Genomic DNA, 19521 nt, shown 5'->3' on the forward strand with positions numbered 1-19521 from the left:
GCCAACTTCATGGGCTTCGTCAAACTCGCCGCTATCGCCATCTGGCTCAAATAGTTAAATCGTCACCACCGCCTAGTCGAGGGCAAGCTGATGACCAGACCGCCTCTCGGCTCGACGATGCGGCTGATCCGTCCGGCGCCGAATGTGCTCGGCTTCTACGATGGCCGTGTCGATGGCGTACGCATCTGGTCGGACGAGTCGAATTGGCTCGACGACGGCGCCTACACGCTCGGCATCTGCACCTATGCGATCGTCGATGGATCGCAGGCGCTCGTCTACGACACGCACATATCCCTGCCCCATGCCCGCTTCATCCGGAAAACCCTCGAAGAGCTGGGCGTGACCTCGATACGCGTCGTTCTCAGCCATTGGCATGACGACCATATCGCCGGCAACGAGGTGTTCCAGGACTGCGAGATCATCGCCAACACCCTGACTGCCTCGGCACTCGAACGCGGCCGCGCCGAGATCGAAAGCGGCAACCCGCCGATCAAGCCGCTCGTTATGCCCAATAGGACGTTCGACAACAGCCTCAGCCTGACGGTGGGAGCGATCCCGATCGAACTGCGCCAGGTCGAAATCCACAGCCATGACGGCACGGTGCTGCTGATGCCCCAAGCTGGCCTGCTGCTTGCGGGCGATACGCTGGAAGATTCCGTCACCTATGTCTCGGAACCGGAGCGTCTGGCGGAACACTTGATCGACCTCGAGCGCATGTCTGGCTGGCGGTTCGATCGAATCCTGCCCAACCACGGTTCCTTCGAGGCAATCGAAGCCGGCGGCTATGACAGAAGCTTTATCGCGGCGACCGAGGCCTATGTCCGAAAGCTGCTTGCCTGCCGGCAAGACCCCGACCTGGCGAAGCAGGATTTGAGGACCTTCGGCGCCGACATTTTTGCGACAACGGCGGTTGAGTATTTTGCGCCTTATGAACCCGTTCACCGGCAGAACGTGGAGGCCGTTATCGCGGCGAAGCGCCGGTAATGTGCGCTAGGCGAGGAAGGGCCGCAGCAACAGCTCGACGCCGAGCAGGACCAGAAAGATCAGGAACCACCGACGGAAAGTCGCTGGGCTGATTTTCTGGCGCAGCACCTGCCCCAGCCACATGCCGAGCAAGGCCGGCAGCACGGCGAGCGAGGACATCGCCAGATGCCCGGCCTCGAAGGCGCCATGCGAGGCAAGGCCTAGCGCCAGGGCGATCGTCGACACCGTGAAGGAGAGGCCGAGCGCCTGGATGAGATCATCGCGGCTCAAGCCCAGCGCCTGGATGTAGGGGACGGCAGGCACGACGAAGACGCCGGTGCCGCCCGTGACCAGGCCGGTGAGGAAACCCACAAACGGCGACGACCAGCGTTCGGCGCGTGCCGGCACCGTCGGCTGCCGCGCGAGCAGGCTGTAGGCGGCATAGACGATCAATGCCGCGCCGAGGCCGGCGGTCGTCCATTTGACGTTGTCGCTGGCGAGCAGCCGCGAACCGGCGATGGTGCCGATCAGGATGCCCGCCATCATCAGCCACAGCCGGCGCAGGATCGCGGAAAAACTCGGGCCGGCGAAAAGCTGCCAGACATTGGTGACGAAGGAAGGCACGATGAGCAGCGATGCCGCGGTCACCGGCGGCATGATGGTGCCCAACAGGCCCATCGCCAGCGTCGGCAGGCCCATGCCGGTCACGCCCTTGACGATTCCGGCGAGCAGGAAAGTGATTGCGACGGTGAGCGTCAGCAGCAGGGAAAAATCGGACATCGCCCTTCATGATGCGCCGCCGCATGCTTCAAAAGAGCCAGAAAGGCTCGTTGCGGGTGGCACAAAAAAGCGGCGCCTTTCGGCGCCGCTTCCGTCTCGGGAGGGAGACGTCGTCTGCGATGGAGCCCGCGGATTACGCGGCGGCTTTGGCCTCGATCTGCTTGGCCTTGTCCGAAGACTGGGTAATCGCGATCTTGCGCGGCTTCAGCTCCTCGGGAATGTTACGCTTGAGGTCGACGAAGAGCAGGCCGTTCTTCAGCGTGGCGCCTTCCACTTCGACGTGATCGGCCAGCTGGAAGCGGCGCTCGAAGGAGCGGGAGGCGATGCCGCGATAGAGCAGCTCCGAGCCCTCGCCGTTGTTCTCTTCCTTGCGCTCGCCCTTGACGGTCAGCACGTTGCGGTGCGCCTCGATCGAGATCTCGTCTTCGGAGAAGCCGGCAACGGCCATCGAGATGCGATAGGCGTTCTCGCCGGTGCGCTCGATATTATAGGGCGGGTAGGTCTGCGCGGTCTCGGGCTGGCCGAGCGAGTCGAGCATGGTGAACAGCCGGTCGAAGCCGACAGTCGAACGATAAAGCGGGGAAAAATCAACGTGACGCATAGGTGTTCTCCTTTTGAGCAACATGGTTTGCGTGTGACCGGTGCGAAACCCTCGAAAGGCGTTCCGGATGGGCCAGCGGCCCCGACATCGGCGGCCACAACCCTCATTTGGGAAGCTCAAAAAGCCATTTCAAGGTTTTCTTCGCGGTCGCAATGCGGCCACGTTCATGAACGGTGGATGAACCACCGCTTCGGCATCCGTTCAGTCATGCAGCGCTAGGCTTGGTCACGTTCGAGCAATTCCAGGAGAAGTGCGAAGCGGTTTTCCGTCCGGAATTGCGTCAAGACACAGAGACAAGCGGCGCCTCTTTCCCTGCGCCGCGACGAGGCCGAACCGGGTGCAACGTCCCTTCCTCCCGGATCGACAGAGGCCGGAAGTGCGCCGCAGGCACTTCCGGCCTTCCCCCTGCGCTGGCAGCCGCGTAAATCCTCGCAACGCCTTTGCTTTTGCCGCCTGGCCGTCTATCACCATGCCGACGCCTCGCCCGTCCGGGCAAAAGAGCAACCATCGACGCGCCGAATGACGGATCTTTTCCATCGCACAGAAGACAATCCCGCGCCGCAGAATGCCGCAGGCGGCTTCTTCATCACGCGCGACGGCAAGAAGATCCGCTACGGCGTCTTTGCCGCTGTCAGCCGCCCGCTGCAGGGCACGGTGGTTCTGCTGACGGGGCGCAACGAATGCATCGAGAAATATTTCGAGACCATTCGCGATCTCGCCGATCGCGGCTTCAGCGTCGCTGTCCTCGACTGGCGCGGCCAGGGCGATTCCAGCCGCCTGCTGCGCGACCGCCAGCGCGGCTATGTCCGCAGCTTCCGTGACTATACGCGCGACCTCGAGCAATTCTTCGAGGAGATCGTGCTGCCTGACTGCCGCGGCCCCTATTACATCCTAGCCCACTCCACGGGCGCGGTGATTGCGCTGCTTGCCTCGCCATCGATGGTCAACCGCGTGCGCCGCATGGTGCTGCTGACGCCCTTCCTCGCGGTGCCCGACCTGCCGGTTTCGATAAGCACGGTGCGGCGCGTCTGCGCGGTCTTCTGCGCGCTGGGTCTCGGCAGGCTCTATGCCGCGCTCGGTCCGCGGCCGAAAGTGCCGCCGCCCTTCGAAATGAACAAGGTGACCTCGGATCCCGAGCGCTACCGACGCAATGTCGGGATCTACGAGGCCTGGCCGCAGCTCGCGCTCGGCGGCCCGACGATCCGCTGGCTGAAGGCCGCCGCCGCCGCCGCGGAAGCCGTCAGCGATCCGGATTTCATGGCCAGGGTGAAGGTGCCGATGCTGATCGTCGCCGCCGGCGCCGACCGGGTGGTCTCGACCAGGGCGGTGGAAGCCTATGCCAGGAAACTGCGCGTCGGCTCGCTGTTGATGATCGACGGCGCCGAGCACGAAATCCTGCAGGAGAAGGACATCTACCGCGAGCAGCTCCTGGCCGCTTTCGACGCCTTCATTCCGGGCACCGGCGACGCTCCCTGAGCGCGATCGAAATCCTGCGGCGACCAGCCCTTGCCGCTTGGCGCATCAGCCGCGCAGCGCCGCCGTCGCCGCCGCGTGAAGCTCGGGCGTCGCGGCCGCCAGTATGTCGCCGCCCTTTTCCGCCGGTCCGCCTTCGAAAGTGGTAATGACGCCGCCGGCCTTCTCGATGATCGGGATCAGCGCCACGATGTCGTAGGGCTTCAGGCCCGGATCGGCGACGATGTCGATGCTGCCCGCGGCCAGCATGGCGAAGGCATAGCAGTCGGTGCCGTAGCGGGCGAGTTGCACCTTTGTCTCGAACTGGTCGTAGCGCTTGCGCGCATCGCCCTTGAACAGGGCCGGCGTGGTCGTGAACAGCGTCGCTTGCGCAAGGTCGGTCGTCTTGCGGGTCGCGAGCCTGCGCGGGCCGCCCGGTCCCTCGTAGTGCGAGCCGGAAGCGTTGGCGTAGAACAGTTCGCCGGTGAAAGGTTGCGACATCATGCCGGCGACCGCGTCGCCGTCGACGGTGAACCCGACCAGCGTTCCCCACACCGGGACGCCGGAAATGAAAGCGCGGGTGCCGTCGATCGGGTCGATGACCCAGACATGCCGGCTGGCGAGGTTCTGGCTGCCATGTTCCTCGCCGAGAATGCCGTGCTCGGGATATTCGGCGGAAATCAGCGCCCGGATCGCGCGCTCCGCCTCGCGATCGGCCTCCGTCACCGGATCGAAGCTTCCCGCAAGCTTGTTGGTGACCGCCCCCTGGCTGCGGAAGCGCGGCAAGGTTTCGGCGGCGGCGGCATGCGCGATGCGCCGCATGAAATCGGTGCTGATATCCAAGTCACTCTCCCCATCGCGGCCTTTGCCAGCCGCTCTTTCTCACGGAACAGGCGCGCTGAAGACCGGCCAGACGCCCGTTTTCTGTTGCCCGAATGTCACATCTGAGCCGCCGAAGCGGAATTTCCACATCATATTGAATTAAAAAAGCCTGCTGTCGATTGACATTTGTGCGGCGCACAATAATTTTGTCATCGGACAGGTTTTCCTGTCCATGCCCTCCTTGGGCGTTTCCTCCCTAGACTTCGACCGTGTCGTGAAAACGATGCGGTCTTTTTTTCGAGCGATTCCAGGAAAAGTGTGAAGCGGTTTCCGTCCGGAATTGCGTTTATAAGAACTCGGCGCGCCGACCGCGCCGTCATTCCGCCGCGAGCGGCAAATCGACGAAATGATGGTCGGGCATCGACATCAAATCGGCCGAGAAGCGGGTCAGGTTGCAGGCCAAAGCGTCGAAGCCGGCCGATTTCTGGAACGTCCGCTCGTCCATGTAAAGCCCGCGATTGACCTCGATCTGCAGCGCATGCAGATGCCTTGCCGGCCTGCCATAATGCTCGGTGATGAAGCCTCCGGCATAGGGCTTGTTGTGCGCGACCGAGTAGCCCATGCCGACAAGCAGGCTGATGGCCATCTCGGTGAGCGCCGGCGATGCTGAAATGCCGAACCGGTCGCCGATGATGAAGTCGGGCCGCACACCATTGTCGCCGACGCGGATCGAGGCCGGCATCGAATGGCAATCGATAAGCACGGCATAGCCGAACCTGGCATGCGTCCTGGTCAGGAGCCGCTTAAGCGTCTCGTGATAGGGCTTGTACACCGCTTCGACGCGTCCCACCGCCTCGGCCAGCGGCAACCGGCCAGGATAGATATCGAGCCCCTCGCCGACCAGTTTCGGCACCGTGCCGAGCCCGCCGGCGACACGCGCCGAGCGGATGTTGCAGAAGGACGGCACTGGCTCCGCGAACATGCGCGGATCGAGTTCCCAAGGCTCGCGGTTGACGTCGAGATACGCACGCGGAAAATTGGCGGCCAGCAACGGCGCGCCGAGCGCCACGGCGCCACCGAAGAGTTCCTCGACATAGCAGTCCTCCGACCGGCGAATGGCGTTGCGGTCGAGCCGCGCCATAGCCAGGAAGCGCTCCGGATAGTGGCGGCCGCTATGCGGTGAGTTGAACAGGAAAGGCACGCGCTGTTCGGCGCCCGATCGGATTTCGAAGGGTGGAATGACCGAAAAATCCTCGGCTGCCGTCTTCAATTTGTACGAACCAGGAAACAGCACTGCATCATGGCATGAAATTGCCATCTTGCGTCCGGCATGTCCAGCATTTCAGGCGGTGAAACCGCGCCTCGAGCCGGATGTCGGATGCCCTTCATTCACTTGATGTTTACCGGCGCGACCGCATATACAGGATGGTTAACGGTCTTGCCCGACGGCAGGCTTGGGGCGGGTGATTCGGACGGGATATGATGGCACGCATTCTGCTGGCGGAAGACGATGACGATATGCGCCGCTTCCTCGTCAAGGCGCTGGAGCGCGCCGGCTACCAGGTAAGCGATTTCGACAATGGCGCCAGTGCCTATGAGCGGCTGCGCGAGGAACCTTTTTCGCTGCTCCTGACCGACATCGTCATGCCGGAGATGGATGGCATCGAGCTCGCCCGCCGCGCCACCGAGATCGATCCGGACCTCAAGGTGATGTTCATCACCGGCTTTGCCGCGGTCGCGCTCAATCCCGATTCCAAGGCACCCAAGGACGCCAAGGTGCTGTCGAAGCCCTTCCATCTGCGCGATCTCGTCAACGAGGTCGAGAAGATGCTGCAGGCGGCCTGAGCCGTCTTCTGCTTCGCATTGAGACTCCCATCGGCGGGCTCTTCGCCGATGCGACAAACGGAAGCCGTCTTTCCACATTCCCGCTATTGACGCGCCGGATCAAAAGTGGTGTATGCGCGGCTTCGGATGGGCGTGTAGCTCAGCGGGAGAGCACTGCATTGACATTGCAGGGGTCACAAGTTCAATCCTTGTCACGCCCACCATCCTTCCAATAACTTCGCCGATCTCCGCCACTAGACCCCGAGCACACCGGCTAGGAGCATTGCAGCCACTGGTCGCGCCCGGTGGCGACGTGAGCAGGCGGCGTCTTAATATTTGTGAAAGTGCACGCAGCCGTGCTGCGATGGATTCCCCTCGCTGAACAGCCCGTAGGCCTCTGTCGGCGGGATTTTTGTTGCGCGGCCTAATTTCATTAGTTGTCACTAAAATCATTGATGCAGAAACCTGCCAATTGGCGCATAATATTCGCCTGCCCCGCGCAGCAATCCGGGGTAAGGGCCCGGCCTGTCTGCCCTAGTCCCCCGACTTCCCGCAGGCCGGGTATCGTATGTCTGGCCAGCTAGTTCAGCCTGGGCGCCTTGTCGGCAACGAAGGGCGCCAGCGCGTCGGAGCAGCGCAAGAGCTGGACGCCTTCCCCATAGAGCGGCCCGACAGTTCCGCGTTGGGGTTTGCGTTGGGTTGAACCGCCGGGCCTAACCGACTCGGTAAGGGTGAGTCGGCCAAAGAGAAGGCTAAATTAGCACCCATGCATTGATATAGATTTCTATGCCTTTCCACTGGTTTCGTTGGCCGGATACGCGGCTTGCGCAATGTTGCTCAATCATATGACAGGGCTCGTCTGAACTAAGGCGGCAAGAGCAGCACGGCCATGAGAGCGTTTGCTGCCATCCCGATCATAATCGCGCTGCCGGTAGCGCCAAACTGCGATGGCGAGCATCACGGCGCCGATGGCGGCGATGTAGGTTGAGACGGGATCGATAGCGTTCAAGATGCGTCCGCGGCGATGGTGAACGGGCGGGTGGTGGCCGTGGTGCCCTCCGAGGGAACGCGAATTGCGCTACTCAACCTTCACGTTGATCGTGATGCTGTAGGATGCGCCATCGTATGTGTGTACCGACAGGGCGATCTGGTCATGGCCTTTGAACCCTGACATGGACCGGTACAGCACCTTTATGCCGTCCACCTTACGGAAATTGCATTTCCATCGAATGTTGCTTTTGGTGAAGTGAGGAAACGTCTTCGCGTTGACGATGGAGATTTTCCCGTGACTCGGTCCGGAAACCGCCTTCAGATCGACCGGCCCCGCGTTCGAGCAGTCGGGGTTAACGCTAGCTCCGTCGTAGACTTTGATTTCCTTCCCCGAAAGCGCTGTCCTTTCGAGGGTTTTCGAGTTCCCCCATGCGGCGGCCTGGCCTGCACCAAGTCCCAAAAAAATAAGCGCGATCCCAACGGCAGTAACGCGGTAGCCCATCTTTGTTGCCCCTTCGTTGAAGTAGATATCCCGAGTGTTCTAGAGGCGCCCCGGCAAAACGCCATGTATCGTGCTATCAAATGACCGTTATTGGCGAAGAATTCGATAACCGCTCGATTGAGTATCGTATTTTGCCGGCCCGCCGAAACGGCACCTTTTCCTTTGGCTGACACACAGGGAAGATCGCACTCTCTGGCACAGGAACGGCACAGATATTTCGAATGTTTTTGCTCTGTTCACGTTCATTTTGGGCCCATTACGCAATGAAATCAGAGAACGAACTGCATTGACATTGCCGGAGCCACAAGTTCAATCCTTGTCACGCCTTCCAAATAACTTAGTCAAGCCATCTGGCTGAGAACACTCCGGCGGCACAACTACTTGAGATCCCCTTCGAACATCACGAGCACGCGGTTCGACGCCTTGAGCGCGAAGCGCATGGCTTCCTCATAATCCGGGTCCGCGTAACAGGCCTTGGCGATCTCCAGCGACGGAAATTCCACAAGGACCATGCGCTTGGCATCGCGCGCCTCGACGAGCAGAGGCGGCTGCTTTGTCGTGTTGGTTCGTGCCTGGTATCTTTCGCCGATCGGCATCCAGAGGCGGCTGTACTCGGCCTGCGCCTCCTGGTCCGAAATCTCGGTTCCGACGATGAGCCAGTATCCTTTCACGCTGAAGCGCTCTCCCTGATGATTACCGGCCTACACCATGAACTCGCCGCCGTTGACGTGCCACAAATGGCCGGTGACGATTTTGCCCATATCCGATGCCGAATAGAGGCAGGCATGGCGACATCCTCTGCGGTGCCGAGTGGCATGGTCGGCTTGCCGCGCGCGGCAGTCACGATCTCGATCCTCGCCCGCCGCGGGGTCGCACAAGGCCCGCGCGGGGGATGGGCTCAGATGCCCGACATCGCCAGCAGGGTCTTCATCCTGGCGGTCGCAAGATCGGGGTCTGCCAGCAGGCCGGCCTGGTCGGAGAGCCGGAAGACCTCCGCGTAATGGCATATGCCGCGCGCCGACTGCATGCCGCCGATCATGGTGAAATGGTCCTGGTGCCCATTCAGCCATGCCATGAAGACGATGCCGGCCTTGTAGTATTCGGTCGGCGCCTCGAAGATCTTGCGCGACAGCGGCACGGTCGGCGCCATCAACGCGTCGTAACCGGTCTTATCGCCTTCTGCCAGCTTCGCCAGTGCGGCATTTGCCACGGGTGCGATGGCGTCGAAGATGCCGAGCAGTGCGTGCGAATGCCTCTTGCCGTCCCCGGCGATCAGCTCCGGATAATTGAAATCGTCGCCGGTGAACATCACGACGCCCTCGGGCAGCCGGTCGCGCAGCAGCACTTCCTTCTCGGCATCGAGCAGCGATATCTTTATGCCCTCGACCTTGTCGGCATGCCGCTCGATGATGGCGACGACCGTGTCGAGCGCCGCGTCGAAGTCGTTGCTGCCCCAGTAGCCCTTGAGCGCCGGATCGAACATGTCGCCCAGCCAGTGCAGGATGACCTTGCCCGACGCCTGGGAGAGCATGCGGTCGTAGACGCGGGCATAATCGTCAGGCCCCTTGGCCACCGCCGCCAGAGCGCGGCTCGCCATCATGATCGCCTTGCCGCCCTCGCCTTCAATGAAGGCGAACTGGTCTTCATAGGCGCGGATGACGTCGTCGACCGTCTTGGCCGCAGCCGGCGCAAGGTGATCGGTCCCCGCCCCCGATGCGAGGTCGGCGCCCGGCACCGTTTTGGCCTCCGCGATCGAGCGTCGGATCAGTTCCTTCGCGCTCGCCCAGTCGAAACCCATGCCGCGCTGGGACGTGTCCATGACCTCGGCGATGCGGAAGCCGAGCCGCCACAGATGATGGCGAAACGCGATCGTCCTGTCCCAGTCGACCGCTGGCCGAGACCAGGGATTGGTCATGGCGATGGGATCGGCAACGACATGGGCGGCGGCATAGGCGATGCGTGAAAATCGCGCGCCCATGCTCGGTTCGACCGGTTTGCCGACGAGCCGGTAGCTGACCCGGCCGCGGTTTGCCGCAGGCAAGATGATGTCCATGGAACTCTCCCGTTGCGGCCGCTATAAATGGAACGTTCCAATAAATCAAGAACCTTTATGATTCAAGGCGCCCCAGCCGGTGAAGCATCGTGTCTCTAGAGGATAATCCTTGCATTCATTGAGATTTTGAACCGCTCCAATCAATTTTTTGAATCTTATCGGAATCGCAATTGACTCTGATTTCGAACGATGATTAGAACGTTCCAATAAATTCGTTCAAAAAACACGGAGAACGGGACGAGGATGGCCAGCCGGGCCAAGGCAACGATCCTGGACATCGCCCGCGAGGCCGGCGTGTCCAAATCTACGGTGTCGCTCGTGCTGCAGGGCAGCGGGCTGATCCGGCCTGAAACCGCGACCAAGGTGCGCAAGGCGATCGAGGATGTCGGCTATGTCTACAACCGCGGCGCCGCCAATCTGCGCAAGGCCCATTCCAACGTCATCGGCATGGTGATCAACGATCTCACCAACCCGTTCTTCGCCGAGCTTGCCGTCGGCATGGAGCGCGTCTTCCAGGCGGCGGGCGTCGTCCCCTTCATTGCCAACACGGCGGAAAACCCGGTGCGCCAGGAAGAGGTACTGAAATCGCTGATGGAGCAGGGTGTCGCCGGACTGATCGTCTCGCCGGCGCGCGGCACCACGCCGGGCGCCTTCCGCCGCATCGAGACGGCCGGAGTGCCGATCGTCTTTGCCATGCGCCGCCTGCCCGACAGCCGCATCCCGGTGATCGCGCCGGACAATCATCGCGGCGCGGTGCTTGCCACCGAGCATCTGATCCGCAAGGGCCATCGCCGCCTGGCGTTCTTCGGCGGCTCGTCCGATCTCGTCGTCTATCACGAGCGCCTGGGCGGCTTCCTCGAGGCTTGCGAAACGATCGGTATTCCGGCCTCCGACCGGCTGATCGTCGAGGGCGAGACCAGCCGCAAGGGAGGCATGGCCTGCCTGGAGACGGCGCTCGCCGCGGCCGAACCGCCAACTGCGGCACTCTGCTTCAACGACGCGGTCGCCTTCGGCGCCATGCTGGCGCTGCGTCGTCGCAATCTGGAAGCAGGAGCGGACTTTGCCGTCGTCGGCTTCGACGACGTCGCCGAGGCCGAGCACTACAGTCCGGCGCTGACCAGCGTTGCCGTCGACACAGCGGGTCTCGGCGAACGCGCGGCCCACGTCATGCTGAAGATGATTCAGTCGCGCACCACGCGCGCCGAGGACCATATCGGCGCCGTCAGCCTGGTCGTGCGGGAAAGCAGCGGCCCGGAACGCAACAGCCAGGTGGGAGACGCGGCATGAGCGTGCGATGGGGATTGATCGGCGCGAGCACGATCGCCAGACAGTTCGTGATCGATGCCATCCGCGCGCAGGCCGATGGCGAGGTCGCCGCCGTGATGAGCTCGAATCCCGAGCGCGCCAAGGCCTATGCCGGCGAGAACGGCATTCCGACCGCCGTCTCGACCCTCGACGCGCTGCTCGACGCCGACATCGACGCCGTCTACATCTCGACCACCAACGAACTGCATCTCGAGCAGGGTCTTGCCGCAATCAAGGCCGGCAAGCATGTGCTGTGCGAAAAGCCGCTGGCGCTGACCGGCGCCGATGCCCGCAAGATGGTTGCGGCAGCCAAGGCCGCCGGCATCGTCTTCGGCACCAACCACCATTTGCGCAACGCCGGCGCCCATCGCGCCATGCGCGAGGCGATTGCCGCCGGTCGTATCGGCAAGCCAGTCGCGGCGCGCGTCTTCCACTCCGTCTACCTGCCGGAGAACCTGCAGGGCTGGCGCATCGCCAAACCCGAGGCCGGCGGCGGCGTGGTGCTCGACATCACCGTGCATGATGCCGACACGCTGCGCTTCGTGCTCGGCGACGATCCTGTCGAAATTTCGGCCTTCACGCAGTCGGCAGGCATGGCCGGCGGCGGCCTGGAGGACGGTGCCATGTGCATCTGGCGCTTCAAGTCGGGTGTCATCGCGCAGTCGCATGAAGGCTTCACGACAAAATTCGCCGGCACTGGCTTCGAGGTGCATGGCTCGGAAGGCTCCCTGATCGCCACCAATGTGATGACACAGAAGCCGGTCGGCTCGGTGCTGCTGTGCACGGCCAAGGGCGAAGAAGAATTGAGCTTCGACCGCGAGGACCTCTATGCCCGCTCGCTGCGCCAGTTCCATGCCGCGATCCGCGGCGAAGGCCAGCCTTCGGCCACCGGCGAGGACGGCATCTGGTCGCTGGCCTCCGCCGAAGCGGCTTTGCAGTCGGCGAAGACCGGCAAGACTGTTTCGATCGATCCGAAACTCGGGAGCGGAAATTGAGCAAGGTTGTTTCCGCGGCCCAGGCCGCCAGCCTGATCAAGGACGGCATGGTCGTCTCGGTGTCGTCGTCGAGCGGCCTTGGCTGCCCGGACGCCGTGCTTGCCGCGATCGGCGAGCGTTTCGACGCGGAGGGCCATCCGAAGGCGATCACCACGCTGCACCCGATCGCCGCCGGCGACATGTACGGCATCAAGGGCATCGACCATCTCGCCAAGCCGGGTCTGTTGAAGCGCACTTTGTGCGGCTCCTATCCGTCCGGCCCCTCCTCGTCGGAGCCACCGCGGATTTGGCAGATGATCGGCGACAATTCGGTCGCCGCCTACAATGTGCCTTCAGGCATCCTCTTCGATATGCATCGCGAGGCCGCCGCCAAGCGCCCCGGCGTGCTGACCAAGGTCGGCCTCGACACGTTTGCCGATCCACGTCACCAGGGCTGCGCCATGAATGCGGCGGCCAGCGAGCCGATCGTTTCGGTTGAGCAGTTCGACGGCGAGGAATGGCTCTATTTCCGCGCCATCGTCCCCAACATCTCGATCATTCGCGCCACCACCGCCGACGAACGCGGCAACCTGACTTACGAGCATGAGGGCGCCTATCTCGGCGGCCTGGAGCAGGCGCTGGCGGCCCGCAACAATGGCGGCATCGTCATCGCGCAGGTCAAGCGCGTGGTCGAGAACGGCACGCTGAAACCGCATGACGTGCGCGTGCCGGGCGTTCTGGTCGACCATATCGTCATTGCGCCCGACCAGTTGCAGACGACGCAGACCCCTTACGATCCGGCGATCTCGGGCGAAATCTTCCGGCCGCTGTCGAGCTTCCGCAACGCCGAGATGAACGTGCAGAAGGTGATCGCGCGCCGCGTCGCCATGGAATTGCGCGACGGCATGGCGGTCAACATCGGCTTCGGCATCTCGGCCAACGTGCCGCGCATCCTTCTCGAAGAAGGCCAGCACGGCAAGGTCACCTGGGTGATCGAGCAGGGCGCGGTCGGCGGCGTGCCGCTGCTCGACTTCAAGTTCGGCTGCGCCTCCAACGCCGAGGCGATTATGCCTTCGCCGCACCAGTTCATCTACTTCCAGGCCGGCGGCTTCGACGCCTCGCTGCTCTCCTTCCTGCAGATCGACCGCCACGGCTCGGTCAACGTCTCGAAGCTTTCGGCAAGGCCGCATGTCACCGCCGGCGCCGGCGGCTTCGTCGACATCACGGCGCGGGCGAAGAAGATCGTCTTTTCCGGCTTCTTCAATGCCGGCGCGAAACTCTCGCTGGCCAATGGTGCGATCCGCATCGACCAGGAAGGCAAGGTCAAGAAGGTTGTCGAGGAGGTCGAGCACATCTCCTTCTCCGGAAAACGCGCCGTCGCGCAAGGCCAGGACATCACCTATGTCACCGAACGCTGCGTGATGAAGCTGACCCCCGACGGCCTGATGGTGACGGAGTTGGCGCCCGGCATCGACCTCGAGCGCGACGTGCTGGCGCAGGCCGAGATCCCGCTCGCCGTCGCCAACGACCTCAAGGTCACGCCTGCGGCGCTCTATCAGGACCGGCCGATCGGCCTGTCGCTCAATGGCGGCGCTTCGCTCGGAGGTGCGCATGGCTGAGCATCTCGTCACCTTCGAACAGAACGGCGCCATAGGCATCGTCACACTGCGGCGGCCGGATAAATTCAACGCGCTCGACATCCCGATGCTGCGTGCGCTCGAAGCAGCGCTTGACGAAGCGGAACTGGCCGAGGGCGTTCGCGCCGTGCTCATCGGTGGCGAAGGCAAGGGCTTTTGCGCCGGCGGCGACGTCGAGGCCTGGGGGACGATGAGCGCGGCCGATTTCCAGGTGCAATGGGTGCGCTATGGCCACCGCGTCTTCGACCGGCTGGCGCGCCTGCGGCAGCCCACCATCGCGGTGCTGTCCGGCCATGCGCTGGGCGGCGGGCTGGAACTGGCGGCGGCCTGCGATTTCCGCGTCGCCGAAACCCAGGTGAAGCTGGGCTTCCCGGAAACCTCCATCGGCGTCGTGCCCGGCTGGTCCGGCACGCAGCGCGCCGTGCGCCGCTTTGGCGCGCAAGTGGTGCGGCGCATGGCGCTGGGTGGCGAGATTTTGCTGGCCCCTGACGCGCTTGCGCTCGGCGTCGTAGACCGTGTCGTAGAAACCGGCAAGGCGTTCGACGAAGCGAAAGCTTGGGGAGAAAAAATCGCCGAGCGCGGGCCGCTGGCAACCGAGGCCGCCAAGCTGATGATCGGCATTGCCGAGGGCGAGGAAAACGCCGCCGCGGCCGAGGCGCTGGCCAGTGGTTTCATAGCGCTCACCGCCGACCTGAAAACCGGCGTTAGCGCCTTCAAGGCCAAGCAGAAACCGGCCTTTTCGAGATCCTAGAGAAGAGACGATGAACGCACCGCTCAACATTGCCATGCCGGCCGAGGCGTCCCAGGCGCCCAAGACCTACAAGCTCCTCATCGACGGCAAGCATATCGAAGCGCGCGATGGCCGCGCGATCGAGCGCGCCAGCCCCGGCCATGGCTTTGTCGTGTCCCGCTATGCGCAAGCAGGCGCAGCGGACGTCGAGGCTGCGGTTCAGGCGGCGCACAAGGCTTTCGAAACCGGCCCGTGGCCACGCATGAAAGCATCGGAACGCGCGGCGGTTCTGCTGAAGACGGCCGACCTGATCGAGACTCGGCTGGAAGAGATCGCCCGCCTCGATGCGCTGGAATCCGGCAAGCCGATCGCCCAGGCGCGCGGCGAGATCGGCGGCGCGATCGACATCTGGCGCTATGCCGCCTCGCTCGCCCGCACGCTGCATGGCGAAAGCTACGCCAATCTCGGCGACAATATGCTGGGCGTCGTGCTGCGCGAGCCGATCGGCGTCGTCTCGATCATCACGCCGTGGAATTTCCCCTTCCTGATCGTCAGCCAGAAGCTGCCCTTCGCGCTCGCCGCCGGCTGCACGGCGGTGGTGAAGCCGAGCGAGATGACGTCGGCCTCGACCTTCGTGCTCGGCGACATCCTGCTCGAGGCAGGGCTTCCTGCAGGCGTCGTCAACATCCTTGCCGGCTTCGGCGCCGATGTCGGCGCGCCGATGGTCAGCCATCCGCTGGTCGAGATGGTCTCCTTCACCGGCTCGACCCGTGTCGGCAAGATGACCATGGCGGCCGCTTCCGATTCCTTGAAGAAGGTCTCGATGGAACTCGGCGGCAAGAACGGCCAGATCGTCTTCCCGGACGCCGACCTCGAGGCAGCGGCGGATGCCGCGGTGTTCGGCGGCTTCTTCAACGCCGGCGAATGCTGCAATGCCGGCAGCCGCCTGATCGTGCATGAGGCGATTGCCGACGACTTCCTCAACGCGGTCAAGGCGCTGTCCCAGAAGGTCCGCGTCGGCGATCCGCTCGACGACCGCACCAAGGTCGGCGCGATGATCTCGGCCGATCATGTGGAAAAGGTAGCCGGCTATGTAACGGCGGCGAAAACCCACGGCGGCAACGTTTTCACCGGCGGCGCCCGGCTTGCATCCAATGCCGGCCAATATCTCGATCCGACCATCATCCGTAACGTTACAGAGGATATGGCGATCGCGCGCGAGGAAGTGTTCGGACCGGTGCTGTCCGTGCTCACTTTTGAAACGATTGAAAAGGCATTGCACATTGCCAACAACACGCCCTATGGTTTGTCTGCAGGGGTGTGGAGCGCCGGCGTCGACACGTGCATGTCGGTGGCGCGCGGTGTGCGTTCGGGGACGGTTTGGGTGAATACGTTCATGGAAGGTTATCCCGAACTGCCCTTCGGCGGCTACAAGCAGTCCGGTCTGGGACGCGAACTCGGCAAGCGCGCAGTCGAGGACTATACCGAGGAAAAGACCATCCAGTTTCATCGCGGCCAGCGCACCGGGTGGTGGGTCGGCTGAGTTGGGAGACCCCGGCGGACACCCGCCGGTTATGTGTATGCAACAAGGGAGGTAGTACATGTTGCGCAAACTGCTTATCGGAACGGCTCTTGCGACGAGCTTTGCGTTCTCGGCGCATGCCGCGGACGTCAAGGAAGTGCAGATGCTGCATTGGTGGACGTCGGGCGGCGAAGCGGCCGCTCTGAACGTGCTGAAGCAGGATCTGGCCAAGGAAGGCTATGCCTGGAAGGACGTGCCGGTGGCCGGCGGCGGCGGCGACGCCGCCATGACCGCGCTGAAGGCGATGGTCGCGGCCGGCAACTATCCGACCGCATCGCAGATGCTCGGCTACACCGTGCTCGACTACGCCGCCGCCGGCGTCATGGGCGACCTGACCGAGACCGCCAAGAAGGAAGGCTGGGACAAGTCGGTTCCGGCCGCCCTGCAGAAGTTCTCCGTCTATGACGGCAAGTGGGTCGCGGCTCCGGTCAACGTCCACTCGGTCAACTGGCTGTGGATCAACAAGGCGGTGATGGACAAGATCGGCGGCACCGAGCCGAAGACCTTCGACGACTTCGTGGCCCTGCTCGACAAGGCCAAGGCGGCCGGCGTCACCCCGCTGGCACTCGGCGGCCAGAACTGGCAGGAAGCCACCATGTTCGACTCCGTCGTGCTGTCGACCGGCGGTCCGGAGTTCTACAAGAAGGCAATGAACGACCTCGATGAAGAGTCGCTCAAGTCCGACACGATGAAGAAGTCGTTCGACAACCTCGCCAAGCTGGTCACCTATGTCGACCCGAACTTCTCGGGCCGCGACTGGAACCTCGCCACCGCCATGGTCATCAAGGGCGACGCGCTGGTTCAGGTCATGGGCGACTGGGCCAAGGGCGAGTTCCACGCCGCCAACAAGACCCCGGGCACCGACTTCCTCTGCTATCGCTTCCCCGGCACCGACGGCTCGGTGATCTACAACTCCGACATGTTCGGCATGTTCAACGTTCCGGACGACCGCAAGGCCGCCCAGGTCGCTCTGGCCACTGCCACCCTGTCGAAGAGCTTCCAGTCGGCCTTCAACGTGGTGAAGGGTTCTGTCCCGGCCCGCACCGACGTGCCGGACACCGACTTCGACGCTTGCGGCAAGAAGGGTATCGCCGACCTGAAGAAGGCCAATGAAGGCGGCACGTTGTTCGGCTCCCTGGCGCAGGGCTACGGCGCCCCGCCGGCCGTCGCCAACGCCTACAAGGATGTCGTGTCGAAGTTCGTCCATGGTCAGATCAAGACCTCCGACGAAGCCGTGACCGAGTTGGTCAAGGCGATCGACGACGCAAAATAAGCGTGCCTTGAACTGAGCCTCCCCTGCCCTGGCGGGGGAGGTCTCCTACCGAAGCAAGGTCCGGGATTGCTCGGGCTGGCGCGGTTCGCGCCGGTCGGTCCCGTGGCAAACCGGTACTGGACAAGCCGATGAGCACAGTTGCCGAAACCCAGATCAAGCTGACACCGGAGCACGACGCCCGGCCTGGCGCGTCGGTCCGTTCGCGGCTGCAGGACCTGCTGCCGAAGATCGTGTTGGCGCCAAGCTTCGCGGCGACGATCGTCTTCGTCTACGGCTTCATTCTGTGGACGATCTATCTGTCCTTCACCAATTCCAAGACCTTCCCGTCCTATGCCATCACCGGCCCCCGCGCCTATCAGCGGCTATGGCGCTGGACCTTCGAGAGCGACCCGCCGTCGAGCTGGTACACCTCGATCACCAATATGGGCATCTTCGGCTTCCTTTATATCGGAATCTGCCTGGCGCTCGGCCTGTTCCTGGCCATTCTGCTCGACCAGAAGATCCGCGGCGAAGGTGTCTTGCGGCCCATCTACCTCTACCCGATGGCGCTCTCCTTCATCGTCACCGGCGTCGCCTGGAAATGGTTCCTCGACCCCGGCCTCGGGTTGGAACAGACGCTGCATCAATGGGGCTGGACGAGCTTCCATTTCGACTGGATCAAGAACAAGGATTTCGTCATCTACACGGTGGTGATCGCCGGCGTCTGGCAGGCTTCCGGCTTCGTCATGGCGATGTTCCTGGCCGGGCTTCGCGGCATCGACGGCGAGATCATGAAGGCGGCGCAGATCGACGGCGCATCCACCTTCCAGCTCTACCGCCGCATCGTCATCCCGCTGCTGCGGCCCGTCTTCCTGTCGGCCTTCATCGTGCTCGCGCACCTCGCCATCAAGTCCTATGACTTGGTGGTGGCGCTGACCAGCGGCGGCCCCGGCGGCTCGGCCTGGCTGCCCTCCAACTTCATGTATGAGTTCACCTTCAAGCGCAACGAAATGGCGGTCGGCTCGGCAAGCGCGGTGATCATGCTGATGACCATCACGGCCATCATCGTTCCGTATCTCTACTCCGAGCTCAGGGAGAAGTCGCGATGAGCGCCGTCACTTCACCCGCCCGCCAGGCCGAAAGCGGCGTCCGCGCCAGGACGCTCAACCGCATCGTCATCTACGGGCTGCTCGCGCTGTTCGCGATCTTCTACTTGATGCCGCTCTTCGTCATGCTCGTCACCTCGTTCAAGACCATGGACGAGATCCAGAACGGCAACATGCTGTCGCTGCCGCATGCGCCGACCTTCGCACCATGGGTAAAGGCATGGAGCGAAGTTTGCTCGGGCCTGACTTGCGTCGGCATGAAGGGCTACTTCTGGAACTCCATCAAGATGGTCGTGCCAGCGGTGCTGATCTCGACGCTGCTCGGCGCGCTCAATGGCTATGTGCTGACCAAATGGCGCTTCCGCGGGCACACCCTGGTCTTCGCCATGATGCTGTTTGCCTGCTTCATCCCATTCCAGTCGGTGCTGTTGCCGATGGCGACGATTCTGGGCAGCCTTGGCCGCTTCGGTGTCACCCTGCAGAACGCCACCGGCTTTAATTTCGGCCTCGGCAATTCGACCGTCAATCTCGTCTTCGTCCACGTGGTCTACGGCCTCGGCTTCACCACGCTCTTCTTCCGCAACTACTACGAGGCCTTCCCAACCGAGTTGATCAAGGCGGCACAGGTCGACGGCGCCTCCTTCTTCCAGATATTTCGGCGCATCATGCTGCCCAATTCGCTGCCGATCATCGTTGTGACGGTGATCTACCAGTTCACCAACATCTGGAATGACTTCCTGTTCGCCTCCGCCTATGCCGGGTCCGGCGACGTGATGCCGATGACGGTGGCGCTGAACAATGTCGTCAACACTTCGACCGGCGTCGTCGAATACAACGTCAACATGGCGGCGGCGATGATTGCCGCGCTCCCCACGCTGATCGTCTATGTCGTCGCCGGCCGCTATTTCGTGCGCGGGCTGATGGCGGGCGCGGTCAAGGGCTGACCCT

19 protein-coding genes and 1 tRNA gene are annotated in these 19521 nt (G+C 63.0%); 12 read left to right on the plus strand and 8 right to left on the minus strand.

From position 1 onward, the window contains the following. Nucleotides 1–90: 90 nt before the first annotated feature. Nucleotides 91–984, plus strand: a complete 894-nt coding sequence (locus tag FJ417_RS17470) for an MBL fold metallo-hydrolase (RefSeq protein WP_140784341.1) — start codon at nucleotides 91–93, stop codon at nucleotides 982–984. Between the two features lie 6 nt (nucleotides 985–990). On the opposite strand, the gene FJ417_RS17475 is transcribed toward FJ417_RS17470, so the two are convergent. Both FJ417_RS17475 and FJ417_RS17480 read right to left on the minus strand, forming a co-directional pair. Further along, nucleotides 991–1743 (minus strand): sulfite exporter TauE/SafE family protein, encoded by a 753-nt coding sequence (locus FJ417_RS17475; protein WP_140651490.1) that lies wholly within the window; start codon nucleotides 1741–1743, stop codon nucleotides 991–993. Nucleotides 1744–1876: 133 nt separating this feature from the next. Then, nucleotides 1877–2344, minus strand: coding sequence for an Hsp20 family protein (locus tag FJ417_RS17480; RefSeq protein WP_140642283.1), 468 nt, complete (start codon nucleotides 2342–2344; stop codon nucleotides 1877–1879). 519 nt (nucleotides 2345–2863) lie between these two features. On the opposite strand from FJ417_RS17480, the gene FJ417_RS17485 reads away from it, so the two are divergent. After that, nucleotides 2864–3820: an alpha/beta hydrolase gene (locus tag FJ417_RS17485; RefSeq protein WP_140784342.1), complete on the plus strand. Its 957-nt coding sequence runs from the start codon at nucleotides 2864–2866 to the stop codon at nucleotides 3818–3820. A gap of 45 nt (nucleotides 3821–3865) precedes the next feature. On the opposite strand, the gene hisN is transcribed toward FJ417_RS17485, so the two are convergent. Both hisN and FJ417_RS17495 read right to left on the minus strand, forming a co-directional pair. Then, nucleotides 3866–4639, minus strand: coding sequence for a histidinol-phosphatase (gene hisN / locus FJ417_RS17490; RefSeq protein ID WP_140784343.1), 774 nt, complete (start codon nucleotides 4637–4639; stop codon nucleotides 3866–3868). Between the two features lie 355 nt (nucleotides 4640–4994). Further along, nucleotides 4995–5936 carry an N-formylglutamate amidohydrolase gene (locus FJ417_RS17495; RefSeq protein ID WP_140784344.1) on the minus strand — a complete coding sequence of 314 codons (942 nt, stop codon included), beginning with the start codon at nucleotides 5934–5936 and terminating at the stop codon, nucleotides 4995–4997. 164 nt (nucleotides 5937–6100) lie between these two features. Between FJ417_RS17495 and FJ417_RS17500 the strand changes: the two genes are divergently transcribed. Both FJ417_RS17500 and FJ417_RS17505 read left to right on the plus strand, forming a co-directional pair. After that, the gene (locus FJ417_RS17500) at nucleotides 6101–6463 is read left to right on the plus strand and encodes a response regulator (RefSeq protein WP_006199474.1); all 363 of its coding nucleotides are present in this window, start codon (nucleotides 6101–6103) and stop codon (nucleotides 6461–6463) included. A gap of 128 nt (nucleotides 6464–6591) precedes the next feature. Beyond that, nucleotides 6592–6666: transfer RNA gene (locus FJ417_RS17505), tRNA-Val, on the plus strand. A 617-nt stretch (nucleotides 6667–7283) separates the two neighbouring features. Here the strand turns inward: FJ417_RS17505 and FJ417_RS33135 are convergent. The 4 genes from FJ417_RS33135 to FJ417_RS17520 all read right to left on the minus strand — a co-directional run bounded on the left by FJ417_RS33135 (nucleotide 7284) and on the right by FJ417_RS17520 (nucleotide 9987). Then, nucleotides 7284–7451, minus strand: coding sequence for a hypothetical protein (locus FJ417_RS33135; protein WP_181175468.1), 168 nt, complete (start codon nucleotides 7449–7451; stop codon nucleotides 7284–7286). Between the two features lie 69 nt (nucleotides 7452–7520). Continuing rightward, nucleotides 7521–7934: a hypothetical protein gene (locus FJ417_RS17510; RefSeq protein ID WP_140784345.1), complete on the minus strand. Its 414-nt coding sequence runs from the start codon at nucleotides 7932–7934 to the stop codon at nucleotides 7521–7523. A 377-nt stretch (nucleotides 7935–8311) separates the two neighbouring features. Continuing rightward, nucleotides 8312–8605 (minus strand): DUF1330 domain-containing protein, encoded by a 294-nt coding sequence (locus FJ417_RS17515; protein ID WP_140784346.1) that lies wholly within the window; start codon nucleotides 8603–8605, stop codon nucleotides 8312–8314. A 227-nt stretch (nucleotides 8606–8832) separates the two neighbouring features. Beyond that, nucleotides 8833–9987, minus strand: a complete 1155-nt coding sequence (locus tag FJ417_RS17520; RefSeq protein ID WP_140784347.1) for a dihydrodipicolinate synthase family protein — start codon at nucleotides 9985–9987, stop codon at nucleotides 8833–8835. A 243-nt stretch (nucleotides 9988–10230) separates the two neighbouring features. Here FJ417_RS17520 and FJ417_RS17525 point away from each other — a divergent pair, with 243 nt between their 5' ends. The 8 genes from FJ417_RS17525 (at nucleotide 10231) to FJ417_RS17560 (ending at nucleotide 19517) form a co-directional block, all read left to right on the plus strand. Beyond that, entirely contained in the window at nucleotides 10231–11274 is a 1044-nt protein-coding gene (locus FJ417_RS17525; RefSeq protein WP_140642298.1) for a LacI family DNA-binding transcriptional regulator, read from the plus strand. After that, on the plus strand, nucleotides 11271–12287 hold the full coding sequence (locus tag FJ417_RS17530; protein ID WP_140651477.1) for a Gfo/Idh/MocA family oxidoreductase: 1017 nt from the start codon (nucleotides 11271–11273) through the stop codon (nucleotides 12285–12287). Before FJ417_RS17525 ends, FJ417_RS17530 begins: the two co-directional genes overlap by 4 nt. Then, nucleotides 12284–13885: an acyl CoA:acetate/3-ketoacid CoA transferase gene (locus tag FJ417_RS17535; protein WP_140784348.1), complete on the plus strand. Its 1602-nt coding sequence runs from the start codon at nucleotides 12284–12286 to the stop codon at nucleotides 13883–13885. Before FJ417_RS17530 ends, FJ417_RS17535 begins: the two co-directional genes overlap by 4 nt. Further along, on the plus strand, nucleotides 13878–14654 hold the full coding sequence (locus tag FJ417_RS17540; protein WP_140784349.1) for an enoyl-CoA hydratase/isomerase family protein: 777 nt from the start codon (nucleotides 13878–13880) through the stop codon (nucleotides 14652–14654). Before FJ417_RS17535 ends, FJ417_RS17540 begins: the two co-directional genes overlap by 8 nt. Before the next feature lie 10 nt (nucleotides 14655–14664). After that, a complete protein-coding gene (locus FJ417_RS17545; RefSeq protein WP_140784350.1) occupies nucleotides 14665–16176 on the plus strand; it encodes an aldehyde dehydrogenase family protein in 1512 nt (503 codons plus the stop codon). Nucleotides 16177–16234: 58 nt separating this feature from the next. Then, nucleotides 16235–17488, plus strand: a complete 1254-nt coding sequence (locus FJ417_RS17550) for an ABC transporter substrate-binding protein (protein WP_140642310.1) — start codon at nucleotides 16235–16237, stop codon at nucleotides 17486–17488. A 128-nt stretch (nucleotides 17489–17616) separates the two neighbouring features. Further along, complete coding sequence (locus FJ417_RS17555; protein ID WP_140642312.1) at nucleotides 17617–18576, plus strand: sugar ABC transporter permease; 960 nt, start codon at nucleotides 17617–17619, stop codon at nucleotides 18574–18576. Beyond that, entirely contained in the window at nucleotides 18573–19517 is a 945-nt protein-coding gene (locus FJ417_RS17560) for a carbohydrate ABC transporter permease (RefSeq protein WP_140784351.1), read from the plus strand. Before FJ417_RS17555 ends, FJ417_RS17560 begins: the two co-directional genes overlap by 4 nt. Nucleotides 19518–19521: the final 4 nt, after the last annotated feature.

It is taken from the genome of Mesorhizobium sp. B3-1-7, from assembly GCF_006439385.1.
GTDB lineage: Bacteria > Pseudomonadota > Alphaproteobacteria > Rhizobiales > Rhizobiaceae > Mesorhizobium.

Coding starts and splice junctions, on each gene's coding strand:
- FJ417_RS17470 (WP_140784341.1), top strand. CDS start 91: ATGACCAGACCGCCTCTCGGCTCGACGATGCGGCTGATCCGTCCGGCG.
- FJ417_RS17475 (WP_140651490.1), bottom strand. CDS start 1,743: ATGTCCGATTTTTCCCTGCTGCTGACGCTCACCGTCGCAATCACTTTC.
- FJ417_RS17480 (WP_140642283.1), bottom strand. CDS start 2,344: ATGCGTCACGTTGATTTTTCCCCGCTTTATCGTTCGACTGTCGGCTTC.
- FJ417_RS17485 (WP_140784342.1), top strand. CDS start 2,864: ATGACGGATCTTTTCCATCGCACAGAAGACAATCCCGCGCCGCAGAAT.
- FJ417_RS17495 (WP_140784344.1), bottom strand. CDS start 5,936: ATGGCAATTTCATGCCATGATGCAGTGCTGTTTCCTGGTTCGTACAAA.
- FJ417_RS17500 (WP_006199474.1), top strand. CDS start 6,101: ATGGCACGCATTCTGCTGGCGGAAGACGATGACGATATGCGCCGCTTC.
- FJ417_RS17510 (WP_140784345.1), bottom strand. CDS start 7,934: ATGGGCTACCGCGTTACTGCCGTTGGGATCGCGCTTATTTTTTTGGGA.
- FJ417_RS17520 (WP_140784347.1), bottom strand. CDS start 9,987: ATGGACATCATCTTGCCTGCGGCAAACCGCGGCCGGGTCAGCTACCGG.
- FJ417_RS17525 (WP_140642298.1), top strand. CDS start 10,231: ATGGCCAGCCGGGCCAAGGCAACGATCCTGGACATCGCCCGCGAGGCC.
- FJ417_RS17530 (WP_140651477.1), top strand. CDS start 11,271: ATGAGCGTGCGATGGGGATTGATCGGCGCGAGCACGATCGCCAGACAG.
- FJ417_RS17540 (WP_140784349.1), top strand. CDS start 13,878: ATGGCTGAGCATCTCGTCACCTTCGAACAGAACGGCGCCATAGGCATC.
- FJ417_RS17545 (WP_140784350.1), top strand. CDS start 14,665: ATGAACGCACCGCTCAACATTGCCATGCCGGCCGAGGCGTCCCAGGCG.
- FJ417_RS17550 (WP_140642310.1), top strand. CDS start 16,235: ATGTTGCGCAAACTGCTTATCGGAACGGCTCTTGCGACGAGCTTTGCG.
- FJ417_RS17555 (WP_140642312.1), top strand. CDS start 17,617: ATGAGCACAGTTGCCGAAACCCAGATCAAGCTGACACCGGAGCACGAC.
- FJ417_RS17560 (WP_140784351.1), top strand. CDS start 18,573: ATGAGCGCCGTCACTTCACCCGCCCGCCAGGCCGAAAGCGGCGTCCGC.